The sequence below is a fragment of the Paenibacillus sp. FSL R10-2782 genome (assembly GCF_038592985.1).
Classification (GTDB): Bacteria; Bacillota; Bacilli; order Paenibacillales; family Paenibacillaceae; genus Paenibacillus; species Paenibacillus terrae_C.
In genome coordinates this window covers 34910-50768 of the sequence record NZ_CP151951.1, presented here as the reverse complement: position 1 = coordinate 50768, position 15859 = coordinate 34910, and the positions used below count along the sequence as shown (strand labels likewise).

The window sequence follows — 15859 nt, the reverse complement described above, 5'->3', positions numbered from 1 at the left end:
GACCCCAGTTAAGCCAACATCCTACTACAAAAGCCTCCCCGTTGGCAAGTCTCCTCAAACGGATACGCTTCACACGGGCATTTGCTCCCTTTACGGCCTAAGACCCGCCAAGAATTTTTTTCGCTTCCTGCCAGTATATCTCCATCTCGTCCACACTACTGTCCTCGGGACTTCGTCCCTGCTCACGTAATCTTTTCTCAATGTACTGGAATCGGTCGATAAATTTGCGGTTTGTGGCGGACAGCGCCTCTTCTGGATCAACTCCCATAAAACGGGCCGCGTTCACAGCAACGAATAGCACGTCGCCCAACTCCAGCAACTGCGCCTCCACGGAATGTCCCTCGCGGACCGCTTCCTTCAGCTCTGCCAATTCTTCGTCCATTTTGTCGAATACGCCTTCAATGCCATCCCAGTTAAAGCCTACTTTCGCCGCCTTTTTCTGGAGCTTGTACGACTTCATGAGAGCAGGCAAATCGCGCGGAACCCCATCCAGTACGGAAGGCTGTGCTGACGCTGTGCCTTTCATCCGCTTTTCCTCGGCTTTCATCTGTTCCCAGTTTTGCAGCGCCTCTTCCGCATCATTCGCCTGATTGTCTCCAAACACATGCGGATGGCGGAATATCAGCTTGTCATTCAGCCCTTGAATCACATCATACACATTGAAGGTTCCAACTTCTTCTTCCATCTGGGCATGCAGCAAAATTTGCAGCAGTAGATCGCCCAGCTCTTCCTTCATGTGATCAGGGTCGTCCTCATCTATCGTTTCGATGACTTCATAGGTTTCCTCGATCAGATTTTTGCGGATCGACTGATGCGTCTGTTCGCGGTCCCATGGACAACCTTCCGGACTGCGTAAAATATCAACAATCTCATGCAGACGGTCAAAGGAGCGCCGTTTCAGCGCATCATCCTCACTGCGCGGTATGTACACCAGAGACAGGTTTCCGTAGCCCTCCACCCGATCCAGCTCGTACAGTGGCACTTTATGCACCACTTCCTCGCCCTCCACGCCAAGCGCATGACCTACATAGACCTCATAGTCATCAGGATAGCGCTCCATTAAACACAGCTTCACATCCGAAGCCGTAAACGTGTCATATACCTGTCCGATCAACGTGTGCAACTGAGGCTGAAGCCAGCTCGTATCCAGCGTACCTGCGTCCAACAACTGGAAACCTTCAATCGGGTCAAAGCCAAGACGCACAAAAGCTTCATCCAGAAAACTTTCGCCGCCAAGGATGTTCAGTTGAATATCATGCACAGGACAGCGCTCTTTGAGCAATTGCACCGCCGCCTCCGCAACCATCGGGTGACCCGGAACCGCATAGACGATTTCACTTCCATCCACAGCTTTAACGGCCGCTGCTATCAACTGACTGGTAATTTCCTCGTATACCTCTGGAAAAGATTCCTTGGTCTCATACACGGTGTCAAACGACTCGAAGGCCACTTCAAATTCATCCAGCACTTGAACTGCCGGGTGCTCCTTCGTCCGCAGATACAGCGCCGAAGCGCCCCGCATTCTATTCAATGTCCCTATCGTAAGCTGATCCGGGTCTCCCGAGCCTAGTCCTACGACTGTTAGTATTGCGCTCATGTTCAATCCTCCGTTCCGCAGAAACATGGCACACACTCCGTAAATGTACGGTGCGTTGCCTGCTTCCGCTTCCTTTGCTTTGGCACTACTATACCACAAAGTATATACAGGCTCATAAAATGGCTGCGACTGTCCCCACCGCGCAACCGCAAGCGGCATAGCCACAAGGCTACGCCAGCACGCGCAGTCTGCGCAGCACGGCTGCCAGCGGGCGGCCGAGCTTGGGCACCGCCGCAAGCTCGGCCTCCGTGATCAGCCTCAAGCGTGTGAGGCCGATCACGAACACCACGGCGCCTGCGGCTACGCCCAGCAGGCTTTCCGCCGCCGCCGTGGCACGGCCTCCGGCGGCCCACCCCAAGGCACCCAGCGCCGCGCTGGTGCCCCACATCGCCGCCGCAGCTGCGCAGGCCAAGGCGACAAGCAGTGCCGCCGGCTTGAGCACGCTGGCGGACCAGCTCCAGCGCAGCCCCGCCAGGCGGGCGAGCAGCGCGATGTTGATCGCCGCCGCCAGCAGATATGCGGCGGCTCCCGCGATGGCTGCGCCAGCCGTGCCCAATTGCGGCACGAGCAGCCAGTTCAGCAGCGCTTTGGCTGCGGCTGCGGCGAGCATCGCCAAGGCTGGGGCGCGAACTGCGCCCAGCCCTTGCAGCAGCGCCGCCGAGATGATGCTGAGCGTGCCGCCTACGGCGGTCAGCGCCATCCAGCGCATGACTCCGCTGCCAGTGTCGTCCGCGTACAGCATCACATTGACGGGCACCGCCAGCACAATTAAGCCTGTCGCGGCGGCTAGTCCCAGCAGCCAGAACCAGCGCAGCGATTGCTCACACTGGCGGCGCGCCAGCTCCGTGCCGCCAGTTACCCTGGCTTCCGCCAGCGACGGAATGAATAATGCCGACAGCGTAGTGGCAAACATCATCACCAGCTGTACAAGGGGCAGACCTCGGTTATAGACACCGAAGGCCACCATAACCCCCGTATCATCCAAACCCTCCTGCTTTAACAAGCGAGGCACGGTAAACGTGTCCACCAAGCTAATCAGCGGAACCGCCAGCGCTCCCAGGCAAACAGGCAGGGCATAACGAAGCAATGCTTTTAGCAAAGCACCGTAGCTCTCCGTCCGGTGGGCTTCTCCAGCCCGCTCCTGTACTGTCCCGGATGCACTCTCTAGCACACCTGATACGACAGCACGACTGTCACTCGCCAAATCGTCCGTCGTTCTCTCTATGACGCCAAAACTTCCAGACGCAGTCTCCTGTATGCCCATCTGTTCTGTCTTCCCAGCAACCTGCAAAGCCTGCTCATAGGACCTCTCTTGCCTTTTGAGCTTCTTCCTCTGGTTGCGCCAAAATAGCAACATGACGACCAGACCCCCTGCCCCGCCAGCCGCAGAACCAAAAACAGCCCCGGCAGCGATCATATCGGGTCCCGCTCCTTGCGACAGCATAAGCAGCAACAGCATGATCATCACACCCACACGTACCGTCTGCTCCGTCACTTGGGAGACAGCGGTCGGGATCATATTTTGCAGACCCTGAAAATATCCCCTTAGCCCTGCCATAACCGGCACGAACAAAAAGGCAAAGGACGCCGCCCTCACCGAGGGAATGACATGACCATTGTCGATCCACTGTCCGATCAGTGGTGCGCACGTATACATCAGCACGCCCAGAATCACACCAAACATGCCCAATACAAGCGAGGACAACAGGGCTACTCGTTGCCCTGCCGCCCGGTTTCCCACCGCCTCATACTCAGCTACAAATTTGGATATCGCTGCCGGAAATCCAGCAGCGGCAATAGTAATCAACAGCGTATAAAAAGGATAAACCGTATTATAAATACCGAAAACACCGTCACCGCCGATATTTTGCAGCGGAATTTTTTGCAATGTGCCGATCAGCTTGCTTGCAACCGCCGCCAGTGTCAAAATGACAGCACCCCGCAGCAGCCGCGAAGCGGCGCGATTTTCCTGCATCGTCCGTTCCACTCCTACCTGAAATATGCATCTTTCACGAGTCCTATTATACCGCCTCTTTATCAGGAAAGAAAAAAAGCCCCGCAAGACGACTAAAGGCTTTCGCCATTCAGTACGTCCTACAGGGCGGAACGGGGGATTACTGTTCCATTTGTTTGCCGAGAAAACCAGCGGCTGTTTCAGCCATTTTGATCTCCATTTCGGCCATTTTCACGTTTTCGTCCTTGTTCAGTAGCACAACGGAACCAATAGGATCACCACCCGAAACAATGGGAGCCGCCACAAAGGACGAGAGTGTTTCTTCGTGGTCTCGGGTCAGCTCATAGGAGCCGCTGGCTGTTTCCAGTACCGTTTTGCGGTTCTCCATACTACCTTCGATAATGCTGCCGATCGGCTTGTCCAGAAACTCTTTTTTGGAGCCTCCAGCCACCGTAATAATGGTGTCCCGGTCGGTAATCATCGTAATATGGCCTGTGCTTTCAAACAGGGACTCAGCGTATTCTTTGGCGAAATCACCAAGTTCACCGATAGGCGAATACTTTTTCAAAATGACTTCTCCGTCACGATCCACAAAAATTTCAAGCGGATCTCCTTCACGAATTCTCAAGGTGCGGCGAATTTCCTTAGGAATAACTACCCGCCCCAGATCATCAATACGGCGAACTATACCAGTAGCTTTCATTTCACATGTTGCCCCACTTTCTCAAGAAGAATTTAGTAAACTACTGACGGTATCGAAAGACGCTTCCGCTCCCCCGGAAGCGGTCACGAAGAACGTCACGGTCATGGTGTTTATGGTGATATCTGACCATAGTATTCATCTGTTCCCAATTCCTTATGCATGTTCAGTTATTTACCTTCGGTTGTAGCTCCGTCCTTGGCTGTTCCTGCTTTGGTACCAGTGGTGCCACCTGTAGTGCCTTCAGGCGTAGCAGTGCTGCCAGCGCCCGGTGTGGTGCCGCTTTTCTCTTGCGTAGCAGGTGCCTTCGGCAGGTTGAATTTCAAATTAAGTTTGGCCAAATCTTTTTCGGTAAAGTTTTGAATACTTTCACCAGCCAGCTTGTTTTTCAAAGCAGCCTTCTCGTTGTCCTTCAATTTATCAAACGTAGGCTCATTGCGGGATTCCACCTTGATAATGTGATATCCATATTCTGTTTCTACCGGATCTCCGATTTTATTGATCGGCTGTTTCTCGGCTGCTTCCTTGAATGCAGGCACCCATTGAGCTACGGATGCATTCTCATACAAACCGCCATTGGAGGCCGAACCCGGATCTTCTGAGTATTTCTTGGCAATTGTCGCAAAATCAGCTCCGCCATCCAGCTTCGCCTTTACTTCTTTGGCCAGCTTGAGAGCATCTTCCTTCTTGCGTTCTTTTTTCGTTTTTGGATCCTGGAAATTAATCAGTACATGACGCACGGTTGCTGTCGTGAATTGATCTTTGTTTTTCTCAAATTCCTGTTTCAGCTGATCGTCCGTCACTTTGTTCGTCTCACTGTTGATCACCGTCATCACACGGGTAAAGTAATCCTTCACACCCTGCTCAGTCAGTTTTTGATCACTTAAAAATGTCTTGAATTTAGCATCTCCAACCGACTTTTTATACTGCTCCAGTTGTTCGGTTCCTTCTTTGGCGCCCTGTTCCTTGGACTTATCGTCTGCTTTTTCAGCCAGAAGCTTGTACACCACTTCTTGCTTGGCAATTTGCTCCCGCACCTGATCCGAAGCAAGCATCGCTCCATATTCCGGATACAGGAATTTCATCATACTGATTTCCTGGTTAAACTCATTTTCCGTAATGGTTCCGCCAGTGTAGGTTACGACAACCTTACTGCTGTCCTTCGGTTGGTCCTTGACCTTACTCTCCTCGGCTTGCTTCGTACATGCCGCCAGCACCGATATAGCCAGCACCGCGGCAATGGCCACCGATAGCATTCTCCAAGGTTTTCTTTTATTTGGTTGTGACATTTTGCAGTTCCTCCTTCAATGTGAATGCATCTTTTAGTGCACTCAAAAATTGCTCCAGCAGCTCTAGTATCTGTGGATCATCCAGACCTCTGCCTTTGATGCGTGCGCTCATAGGAGTGCCCTGTTCAAATTGTACACGTCTTTCAAAGCGATTGCCAATCTCCGCAAGTTTGGCGGTCTGTACCGCCTGCTGGCGCCCTTCGTGGAATTTCAACACGATGTTGTCATCCCGCTGGACAATGGACTCAATGCCATACATACGCCCATATACCTTGAGACGGGCCACAGCCAGCAAATGAAGCACAGCCTCCGGCAGATCGCCAAACCGATCGACCAATTCATCCTCCAGCTCCATTGCCTCGTCAAACGTGCTGACTGCCGCAACCTTTTTATAAATCTCAATCTTCTGAATACTGTCATAAATATAATCTCCCGGCAGGTAAGCATCCACGCCCAAATCAATGGACGTACTCCAATTTCGATTCGACAGATCCTCTTCTCCAAGCACGCTGACCTTGCGCTTATTAATTTCCTCAGCCAGCATTTGCGAGTAAAGATCAAAACCGACGGATGCAATGAATCCGTGCTGCTCTGCACCAAGCAAATTCCCCGCTCCGCGAATCGACAAATCGCGCATCGCGATCTTGAACCCGGAGCCCAGCTCCGTAAACTCCTTGATCGACTGAAGACGCTTCTCTGCCACTTCCGTCAGCACCTTATCCCGTTGGTACGTAAAGTAGGCATAGGCAATCCGGTTGGAACGGCCTACACGCCCACGCAGCTGATAAAGCTGGGACAGCCCCATTTTATCGGCATCATGCACGATGAGTGTATTCACATTCGGAATATCCACCCCGGTCTCAATAATGCTGGTGCTGACCAGTACATCATATTCACCGTCCAGGAAGTCCAAAATCGTCTTCTCCAGCTCGGATTCGGACATCTGGCCGTGACCTACGCCCACCTTGGCATCCGGCACGAGCGCATTGATCTCGGCAGCCATTTCCTGAATACCCTGTACGCGATTATACAGGTAGTACACCTGTCCTCCACGTGCCATCTCGCGTTCAATCGCCTCACGCACCAATGTTTGGCTGTGCTCGACAACATAAGTCTGCACCGGAAAACGATTTTCCGGCGGTGTCTCAATGACCGACAAATCGCGAACCCCGAGCATAGACATGTGCAGCGTACGCGGAATAGGCGTAGCCGTTAACGTCAGCACGTCCACATTCGTTTTCAGCTTTTTCAGCTTTTCCTTGTGCGTCACGCCAAACCGCTGCTCCTCATCGACAATGAGCATCCCCAGATCCTTAAACACCAGATCCTGCGATAGCAGGCGATGGGTGCCTATGACAATATCGACGGTCCCCTGACGAACCCCTTTAATCGTCTCATTCTGCTCCTTGCGCGAACGGAAACGGCTCAACACCTGAATGTTGAACGGATACCCGGAAAAGCGCTCACGAAACGTCTCATAATGCTGCTGTGCCAAGATCGTCGTTGGAACTAACACGGCCACCTGCTTGCCCTCAATAGCCGACTTAAACGCAGCACGAATGGCGACCTCTGTTTTGCCGTAGCCTACATCACCGCACAGCAAACGATCCATCGGACGGCTTTGCTCCATATCCTTCTTGATCTCTTCAATCGCCCGAATCTGGTCACGTGTCTCTTCATACGGGAACATATCCTCGAACTCCTGCTGCTCTGGTGAATCCTTTTCAAAAGCAAAACCCGGCGCTGACTGCCGTTCAGCATACAGCTTGATCAAGTCGTCAGCAATGTCCTGAACCGAGCTGCGAACCTTGCTCTTCACACGTGTCCATTCATTACCGCCCAGCTTGTAAATCTTAGGTTCCTTGTCCTCTGAGCCGACATACTTCTGAATCAGGTCAATCTGCTCAATCGGCACAGACAGCTTATCGCCGCCCGCATAGAGAATGTGCATGTAATCCTTGTGGATACCGCCAACCTCCAACGTGCCGATCCCCATGTACTTCCCGATCCCGTGATTCTGGTGTACGACATAGTCGCCCACCTTCAGCTCGCTATAGCTCTTAATCCGTTCCGCGTTGTCCACATGGCGGCCCTGCTTGCGTGCTTTACGCTGCTTTTGCGAGAACATTTCGCCCTCGGTAATCACCGCCAGATGAATAGATGGCATCTCAAAACCGCTTTGCAAATTGCCAATAGCCATCGTCGGCTCATCAATACCGTAATCGTGAAGCACCCGGCGCATCCGATCCAGCCGCTCGTCTCCACTCGCCAGCATCATAACCTGCGTGCCCGCCTTGCGCCATCGATCCATTTCCGCCTTGAGCACATTCATTTGGCCGTGGAAATCCTGCATGCCCCGGCAGATGAAATTCAAAATATTTTGCGGCTGCGTATGCGGAACCTGACGGAGAAAGATCGACAGGAACAACGTCTGAAATCTCCGGTTATACAGCAGATTGTCCGAGTTATCTGATAGCTCTAGCTGCGGTAACGTTTTACCGTTTTGAAGCAAATGCAGATTCCATTCGGACTCATCCCGTTCAAGCTGCTTGGCTGTTTCCAGCATCCGCGCCGGCTCGTCAATAATCAGAATGGTATCTTCTGGCATGTAATCTGCCAAGGTTTTGCGTTCGGGATACAACAGCGAGATATATTTATAGATTTCGTCAAAATACACATGCTCCCGCAGCAGTTCAATTTCGCGGTGAATCTCCTCTTTCAGATGCAGCTTGGCCTGACGGTCTGTCATTTTACCGAGCTGCTCCTCCAACAGAATCGCAGCGGCATCTGCCGCCTGATCCATACGAGCGCTATCCGCTATGACTTCCTTGCATGGCGTTACGGTAACTTCCTGTACCTTTTCCACCGAACGCTGATCTTGCGGGTCGAACATACGAATGGAGTCAATCTCTTCATCGAACAGCTCCACGCGGTAACCCCAACGGGTTGTCATCGGATAAAAATCGATAATCCCGCCACGGACACTCATCTCTCCACGTGATTCTACACGCTCCACCCGCTGGTACCCCATCTCGACCATATGCAGCAAGAACGACTCCAGTTGAATCGTTTCGCCTTCTTTCAGCTCGATTCGAGCTTCACGCCATGTCTCTGGAAGCGGCAGCAAACGCCGGACACCAGAAAACGGCACGACAACAATCCCACGAAATCCCTGGGCACATCGTATCAATACTTCAATTCGTTGGGATAGCGTCTCCGGGCTGGAAATGGCGGCCTCAGCAGCCACCAGCTCATTCGAGGGGTACAACAAAACCCGTTCAGGAGGAAGCGCTTCCTGCAAATCATCTGCTATTTTTTGAGCGGCAAACATATTGTGCGTCATGACCATGATCGGTCGTCCGGTATCTTCCGCAAGCGCGGCCATCAGTACCTGGCGAGAAGAGCCCGATAAGCCAGATATGAGCTGCTCCTTCATGCCTGATGAAATACCTGCTGCGATGGATGCATAATCAGCATCCTTGGTAAAAGCCTGAATAAGTGCTTGTAACAAAAAAGGCACCCCTTTATGCTTATAAATAGTTGCATGTAAACTGAAAAAGAAGCCTCAGCAATGCTGCCAAGGCTCCATAAGCGGGATTACCGCTTCACCTCTCAAGCTGGTATATGAGACCAGTTGAATACCTGTTATTGGAGCGGATTTACGAGCAGACTCAGCTCCGGATTATTTTCCAGTGCCTGGTTGCAGTGCTCGCAAATGACTTTAACGGTCACTTCACCGCCCGAATTATACGCTATTATATCTCTACGCTCGGCAGGGGTCAAGGAATGGAAGCCCAGCCTTTCTTCGGTTATTGCATCGGAATCAATCCGTCCCAAGAAAGTTCGACAATGTCTGCATACATAATTTACAATCATGTAATGTATATGCCTCCTGAAAGTTTTCTATACCTTTCAGTATGTCCAACAAACTTCCATTTAAGCCCATCCTGCCTGTTCCAGACCTTACTTATTGAATTCAGCCATGGTCCGTTCAAAAGGATGACCCAAGCTATATTCCAAAGCATCGCACGTGTCCTCTATCATTCCAGCAAGCAACTCCTTCTCCTTCTTCGGAAAGGTTCCCAGAACATAGTCCACGATGGCGTAGCCAGGCTCAGGGCGGGAAATGCCCATACGAACCCGATTAAAGGATTGTGTGCCCGTATGCTGGATAATCGACTTGATCCCGTTATGACCGCCTGCACTGCCTTGATACCGGAGTCTTATTTTGCCGACCTCTGTATCCAGATCATCATAAACTACGACCAAATCATCTATATCCGCTTTGTAATAGTCCATATAAGCACGCAAAGATTCGCCCGAGAGATTCATATAGGTCATCGGCTTGATCAGCACGGTTTTTACGCCGTCAATGTGTCCTTCTCCAATCAACGCCTTGCATTTACTTTGGTTAATCTGGATGTTATGGCGGGCCGCCAGAGCATCCAGCGCCATAAATCCAACATTATGTCTCGTTTTTTCGTATTGGGGACCGGGGTTGCCCAATCCTACAATCCACTTCATAAACCATGACACCCTCTTTCGAAGTCTTGATTTTTTGGTAAAATAGTTATACTGAACAGGAAGGTGCGTGCTAGTATGCTCAATCAGGGTGATATCCTCTTATATGACAGCCATTTTCTTTATCATTTAAAACATTCGGTTCCTGTCCAGGTCTACGACGGGGATGTACATATCCAGATTGGCATCATTGCGCGTTTTAACGAGCATTTTGTCGAAATGGAGGACACGCTATACAATCGCCAGCGCTTCACCTTTATATCCAGACCGGGCTTTTAGCCTGACATGCTGATAGGGGTTACCTTTTCCAGTTGGAAGAGGCAACCCCTTTTTTTAATGAGCCAGCGCTTATTCGATTTCAAACAGTTTGCTGATTGACAATTCCTCATGCACACGGATAATGGCTTCTCCCATTAATGGAGCCACAGATAATACCTTCAGCTTGCTTGTCGGATTGGGGTGAACGATCGGAATGGTATCCGTCACGACCACCTCTTTTAACGGTGAATTCTCCAGTCTTTCCATAGCTGGCCCGGAGAGCACTGCATGCGTACAGCACGCGTACACGTCCGTTACGCCGCCTTCCTTGAGCGCATTCGCGCCCAGCACGATGGTTCCCGCCGTATCAATAATGTCATCAATCAGAATAGCGGTTTTACCCTCAATATTCCCGATGATGTTCATTACTTCACTTACATTCGGCTCAGGGCGACGTTTGTCGATAATAGCCAGCGGAGCATTCAGGAAATCCGCTAACTTCCGCGCACGCACAACACCGCCGTGGTCAGGGGAAACGACAACCGGATTTTCAATCTGCTTCGAACGGAAATACTGGGCCAGAATTGGCGCGCCGAACATATGGTCCACCGGAATATCAAAGAATCCCTGAATTTGCATCGCATGCAAATCCATACTGATTACGCGGTGAGCACCCGCTTTTTCAATCAGGTTAGCGACAAGCTTCGCTGTGATCGGATCACGTGAACGTGCTTTCCGATCCTGACGGGCATAGCCGTAATATGGCATAACGACATTAATGCTTTTGGCGGAAGCCCGCTTGAGTGCATCAATCATAACCAGTAACTCCATCAAGTTGTCGTTAACTGGCAGACAAGTCGACTGCACAATGTATACGTGGCAACCGCGCACACTTTCAGACAGCTTGATTTGGATTTCACCGTCACTAAACGATGTGGTATGGGATTCCCCCATTGGAATTCCGATGTAGTCCGCAATCTGGTGGGCCAACTTCGGATTGGAGTTACAAGTAAATATTTTGAGTTTGGAATCGCAATAAGTCATTTATAGAAACCCTCCGTGCTGATTCATTCATTACAGATCCAACAGCTTGCTGATTACGGTTATTCCGATCTTTTCTTCTTCGCTTTGGCACGCGCGCGGATTTTATCCGCATATCCGGCTTTGTTCTCTTGACGCGGTCTGGCAATGGCCAGATCGTTATCAGGGACAGCATGTGTTACGGTGGAGCCTGCTACGACATAAGCACCTTTTCCGATCTTAATTGGGGCGATCAGGTTCACATTGCTGCCAATAAAGGCATCATCTTCAATTTCTGTAATAGATTTATTATAACCATCATAATTAACCGTTATTGCCCCGCAACCGATATTAACGTTTGTACCCACCTTGGCATCACCGACATAGCTCAAATGAGACACCTTGGAATGATCACCAATGGTCGCATTCTTCACCTCAACAAAATCACCAATCTTCACATGCTCGCCCAGCTTCGCACCTGGACGCAGATAGGCAAACGGGCCTACAGATGTGCTGCTGCCTACTTCAGCTTCATTCAACACCGAATGCTTCACCGTTGCGCCCGAATGAATAATGGTATCCTGAATTTCAGTCTGCGGACCAATCACACAATCTTCGCCGATTTGCGTTTGACCGCGCAGCCACGTGTTCGGGTTCAACACTGTATCGGAACCAATGACAACCTCACTCTCGATGTAGGTAGAGGATGGATCAATGACGGTCACACCATTCAGCATATGCTTGCGCACAATGCGTTCTCTCATGTATCCCTCAGCCACTGATAAAGCGATCCTGTCGTTCACACCGATGGATTCCGACACATCATCTGTTAAATATGCCTCAACCTTCTCGCCTTCGCCATGCAAAATACCAATGACATCTGTCAGGTAGTATTCCTGCTGTGCATTGGTGTTGGTTACTTTGTCCAACGCTGCGAACAGCTTGGCATTATCAAAGCAGTACGTTCCCGTGTTGATTTCCCGAACAGCGTCTTCCTCAGGTGAGCAATCCTTCTGCTCCACGATCTTGAGCACTGCTCCCGCAGCATCACGGATGACCCGACCATATCCCTTAGGGTCGTCCAGCTCAGCGGTCAGAATCGTTGCGGACGCTCCACGATTCTCATGTAGCTGCACCAAGCCCTCCAGCGTTTCCGCTGTAATCAAGGGGGTGTCTCCACAGATGACGATGGTCGTACCTTTCTCCTGACCGAGCAAGTCTTTGGCCTGCTTGACAGCATGCCCCGTTCCCAACTGCTCTGCCTGAAGCGCGTATTCTGCCGACGGTCCCAAATAGGACTGTACCGCTTCCGCACCGTGACCCACAATGACTACGCTGCGGGACACCCCGATCTCACGAACCGTGTCGAGTACATGACCGACCATCGGTTTCCCGCATACCGGATGCAGAACTTTATATAATTTGGATTTCATACGTTTTCCCTGCCCTGCGGCAAGAATGACTGCCAACCTTTCCAACAAGTCCAACCTCCTATCCTGAAAATAACAATTTCCCTTTGGCTAAAACGTTAATTTCCAGATCAGATTTTTGCTTAACTTTTCACAATCCTCCTGAAAAATAACGGCGAACCTTTAGTTAATGGCTATTTTTTCAGGCCAGCTTGTGCTGGACATTCATCCCTGGGACCCATTGCTGCTTGATCCCTGTCTTATGAAAAAGTCGCTTCGGCAGCCCGGATGGCTCCAAGTTGCCTTAAAACTGACTGTTAACTCATTAAAGAATATATCTCATTCCAGACAAAAAGAAAAGAGAGCCACAGTTTGTGGCCCTCTTTTCTTTTGTACCCCAATCTTGTTTTAGACGAATTAAGCGCCTTCTTCAATAGCTACTTCTTCATCCACCGCGGCGCGTTCGTACTCAGTCAGTACAGCAGCCTGAATTTTCTCACGGGTTCCTGAAGATATCGGATGAGCGATATCGCGAAACTCTCCGTCCGGGGTTCGTTTGCTAGGCATAGCCACGAACATCCCGTTATTACCGTCGATAACACGAATGTCATGAACAACAAACTCGTTATCAATCGTAATGGATGCAATCGCCTTCATTCTTCCTTCTGAGTTCACTCGGCGGAGTCTAACATCCGTAATCTGCATGTGTGTTTCACCACCTTTTTCCAAATAGGACTTGGTGTATACATTCCACACAGCATTTCGAATTCCTTCTTTTTTTGGACAAATGTATCCTAAATTCAGGTAATTTTTTTGAAAAGATTTCTTTTCGACATATTTAGGGATATTTTGATGAATTGTGACATTTTACTGTCCTGTAGATTCATCAAAATAATTTCCCAGCCTGACTGTAATCTGCTTGCTTCGGGAATCGACCGCGGTCAGATTCGCCAGTGAAATATAATCGTGCAGCAAGCGCTCTTCGTTCTCCACCTCGCCCGATTCTACCAGCACACCTACTCCAGCTACCTCAGCATCAAATTCAGCCAGCAAGTTGACCATCCCCTGAATCGTACCGCCTGCCTTCATAAAATCATCCACGATGAGTACACGCGATTTCTCGCGCATGGCACGTCTGGACAATGACATCGTATGCAGGCTCTTTTGTGATCCCGAGACGTAATTAATACTCACTGCCGAGCCCTCCGTTACCTGATGATCACGCCGTACGAGGACAACCGGCAAGTTCAGTTGTGCTCCAGTTGCATAAGCAAGCGGAATTCCTTTAGTTTCCACCGTCATGACTACATCAATCTGTCTGTTGGCAAAAGCGGTAGCGAATATTTTGCCGGCCTCATTCATCATCGCCGGTTGACCCAGCAGATCCGACAGATACAGATACCCTCCAGGTAAGATGCGATCCGGCTGCTCCAGCTGCGCACACAGATCCTTCGCAAATGTGAGTGCATGCTGCCTGGACAGTCTTGGGATCAGCTTGACGCCTCCTGCAGCTCCCGCTAGCGTCAGAAGCTCACCAATGCCTTCATCCTCGAATACTTCTTTGATAATGGCCAGGTCTTCGCTTATAGACGATTTAGCCGCCCCATAACGATCCGCAAAATGCGTAAGAGGCACCAGCGTGTGCGGCCGTGACAGCAAAAATTGTGTCATTTCCACCAATCGTGAGCTTCTTTTAAGTTTTTTCACAACAATTCCTCGCGATCTATTCTTCTCCTGCCGCCCGCTTCGTACAGTAAAAGCACCGGCGGACTGGCCGGCTGCTGGCGGAATGTAAGTGATATAGTAAAATCCGAATATTTAATAGTAAATATATCATCTTCGTACGTATTTGTACAACAAATACCACTAAAATTAGAAATAAATAACCAAAATCAGGTCAGAAGTCGTACTGCGTACACATCCTTGCAGAATCCTCTGAGTCCGTTATAGATACGTGGCACTTTAGCTTCCTTCGACACCAGCCCAAACACCGTAGGACCACTGCCTGACATCAGCACCCCATCGGCTCCCAGTCGGATCATGGAGTTTTTAAGATGCTCCACCTCCGGGTACAGCTTGAGTGTGACATCCTCCAGTACATTCCCGAGCGCATTACATACATCGGTAAAAGAAGCGTTACGGATCGCTTGCTCCATCTGCCGGGCAGACGGATGATGCGTGATCTGATCGGCTTTGACGCGCCCATACACTTCAGCCGTCGATACATTAATCGGCGGCTTCGCAAGAATGACCCAGCATTGGGGTGGATTCGGAAGTGGCTTAAGCAATTCCCCTCGTCCGCTCGCTAAAGCCGTACCGCCTGTAATACAGAAGGGCACGTCAGAGCCAAGCTCTGCGCCCAGTACTCTTAATTCAGCATCCGAGATGCCAAGCTTCCACAGCTTGTTCAGTCCACGCAGCGCTGCCGCGGCATCACTGCTTCCGCCTGCCAATCCTGCGGCTACCGGAATGTGCTTGTCCAGATGAATATGCACGCCCGTAGAGACATCATAACGTTCCTTAATCAGACGCGCGGCCTGAAAAGCCAGATTTTTCTCATCTAGCGGTATGTATCCGGCTTGGCTTGAAATAATAATCGTATCACGCGGTAGCTCGGACATTGTCAAGCGATCAGACAGATCGACCATGGTCATAATCATTTCAACCTCGTGATAACCATCATCCCGTTTGCGTAATACATCAAGCATTAAATTGATTTTTGCCGGAGCTTTTTCGTATATTTTCAAGGCGTTCACCCACCTTCAACTTTTCCCTTCAAGACAGCTTAACATATTATATCAGACTCAGCGTGTCAAGTCATGAGGTTCAAAAAAGCGGAGATCACCCAGTATAAACCGGAGATCCCCGCTTTTTCATCGGAACTACCGAAGCACTTACGATGGCTACGATTTGCGGGAAGCTGCCTGCTCTGCAAGCTGAATGGCCCGCTTGACCATATTCCCCGCATCCTTGGCTTTAATGCCTCCCCAGCCCTCTTCCTTAACCGTGTCGTAAAATCCAAGATCCTTAGCCAGCTCATACTTAAGCTCTTCCGACATGACACTTCGTCTTCTCCGACTCATGCATACGCCTCCTTCGGCAGTGGAATAA

At 50.5% G+C, this 15859-nt stretch carries 14 protein-coding genes; 1 reads left to right on the top strand and 13 read right to left on the bottom strand.

Annotation, left to right across the window (positions count from 1 at the left end; all coding sequences use genetic code 11):
- Positions 1-97: 97 nt before the first annotated feature.
- The 7 genes from mazG to pth form a co-directional block, all read right to left on the bottom strand.
- On the bottom strand, positions 98-1597 hold the full coding sequence (mazG, locus tag NST83_RS00230) for a nucleoside triphosphate pyrophosphohydrolase (RefSeq protein ID WP_342417841.1): 1500 nt from the start codon (positions 1595-1597) through the stop codon (positions 98-100).
- 169 nt (positions 1598-1766) lie between these two features.
- Positions 1767-3572, bottom strand: a complete 1806-nt coding sequence (locus NST83_RS00225; RefSeq protein WP_342416153.1) for a polysaccharide biosynthesis protein — start codon at positions 3570-3572, stop codon at positions 1767-1769.
- A 139-nt stretch (positions 3573-3711) separates the two neighbouring features.
- Positions 3712-4254 carry a stage V sporulation protein T gene (gene spoVT / locus NST83_RS00220; protein WP_137061100.1) on the bottom strand — a complete coding sequence of 181 codons (543 nt, stop codon included), beginning with the start codon at positions 4252-4254 and terminating at the stop codon, positions 3712-3714.
- 167 nt (positions 4255-4421) lie between these two features.
- Positions 4422-5540, bottom strand: coding sequence for a peptidylprolyl isomerase (locus tag NST83_RS00215; RefSeq protein ID WP_342416152.1), 1119 nt, complete (start codon positions 5538-5540; stop codon positions 4422-4424).
- Positions 5524-9051, bottom strand: coding sequence for a transcription-repair coupling factor (gene mfd / locus NST83_RS00210; protein ID WP_342416151.1), 3528 nt, complete (start codon positions 9049-9051; stop codon positions 5524-5526). Before mfd ends, NST83_RS00215 begins: the two co-directional genes overlap by 17 nt.
- A 134-nt stretch (positions 9052-9185) precedes the next feature.
- Positions 9186-9416 carry an anti-sigma-F factor Fin family protein gene (locus tag NST83_RS00205; RefSeq protein WP_137061098.1) on the bottom strand — a complete coding sequence of 77 codons (231 nt, stop codon included), beginning with the start codon at positions 9414-9416 and terminating at the stop codon, positions 9186-9188.
- Between the two features lie 87 nt (positions 9417-9503).
- Positions 9504-10064: an aminoacyl-tRNA hydrolase gene (gene pth, locus NST83_RS00200; RefSeq protein WP_137061097.1), complete on the bottom strand. Its 561-nt coding sequence runs from the start codon at positions 10062-10064 to the stop codon at positions 9504-9506.
- A gap of 75 nt (positions 10065-10139) precedes the next feature.
- On the opposite strand from pth, the gene NST83_RS00195 reads away from it, so the two are divergent.
- Positions 10140-10340, top strand: coding sequence for a hypothetical protein (locus NST83_RS00195; RefSeq protein WP_342416150.1), 201 nt, complete (start codon positions 10140-10142; stop codon positions 10338-10340).
- A 69-nt stretch (positions 10341-10409) separates the two neighbouring features.
- On the opposite strand, the gene NST83_RS00190 is transcribed toward NST83_RS00195, so the two are convergent.
- The 6 genes from NST83_RS00190 to NST83_RS00165 form a co-directional block, all read right to left on the bottom strand.
- Entirely contained in the window at positions 10410-11363 is a 954-nt protein-coding gene (locus tag NST83_RS00190) for a ribose-phosphate diphosphokinase (protein ID WP_014279037.1), read from the bottom strand.
- Positions 11364-11422: 59 nt separating this feature from the next.
- Entirely contained in the window at positions 11423-12820 is a 1398-nt protein-coding gene (gene glmU, locus NST83_RS00185) for a bifunctional UDP-N-acetylglucosamine diphosphorylase/glucosamine-1-phosphate N-acetyltransferase GlmU (RefSeq protein WP_342416149.1), read from the bottom strand.
- A 345-nt stretch (positions 12821-13165) separates the two neighbouring features.
- A complete protein-coding gene (gene spoVG / locus NST83_RS00180; RefSeq protein WP_007428016.1) occupies positions 13166-13453 on the bottom strand; it encodes a septation regulator SpoVG in 288 nt (95 codons plus the stop codon).
- 162 nt (positions 13454-13615) lie between these two features.
- A complete protein-coding gene (gene purR, locus NST83_RS00175; protein WP_137061094.1) occupies positions 13616-14455 on the bottom strand; it encodes a pur operon repressor in 840 nt (279 codons plus the stop codon).
- 185 nt (positions 14456-14640) lie between these two features.
- Positions 14641-15495, bottom strand: coding sequence for a 4-(cytidine 5'-diphospho)-2-C-methyl-D-erythritol kinase (gene ispE / locus NST83_RS00170; protein ID WP_342416148.1), 855 nt, complete (start codon positions 15493-15495; stop codon positions 14641-14643).
- A 156-nt stretch (positions 15496-15651) separates the two neighbouring features.
- Positions 15652-15831 (bottom strand): small, acid-soluble spore protein, alpha/beta type, encoded by a 180-nt coding sequence (locus tag NST83_RS00165; protein ID WP_007428013.1) that lies wholly within the window; start codon positions 15829-15831, stop codon positions 15652-15654.
- Positions 15832-15859: the final 28 nt, after the last annotated feature.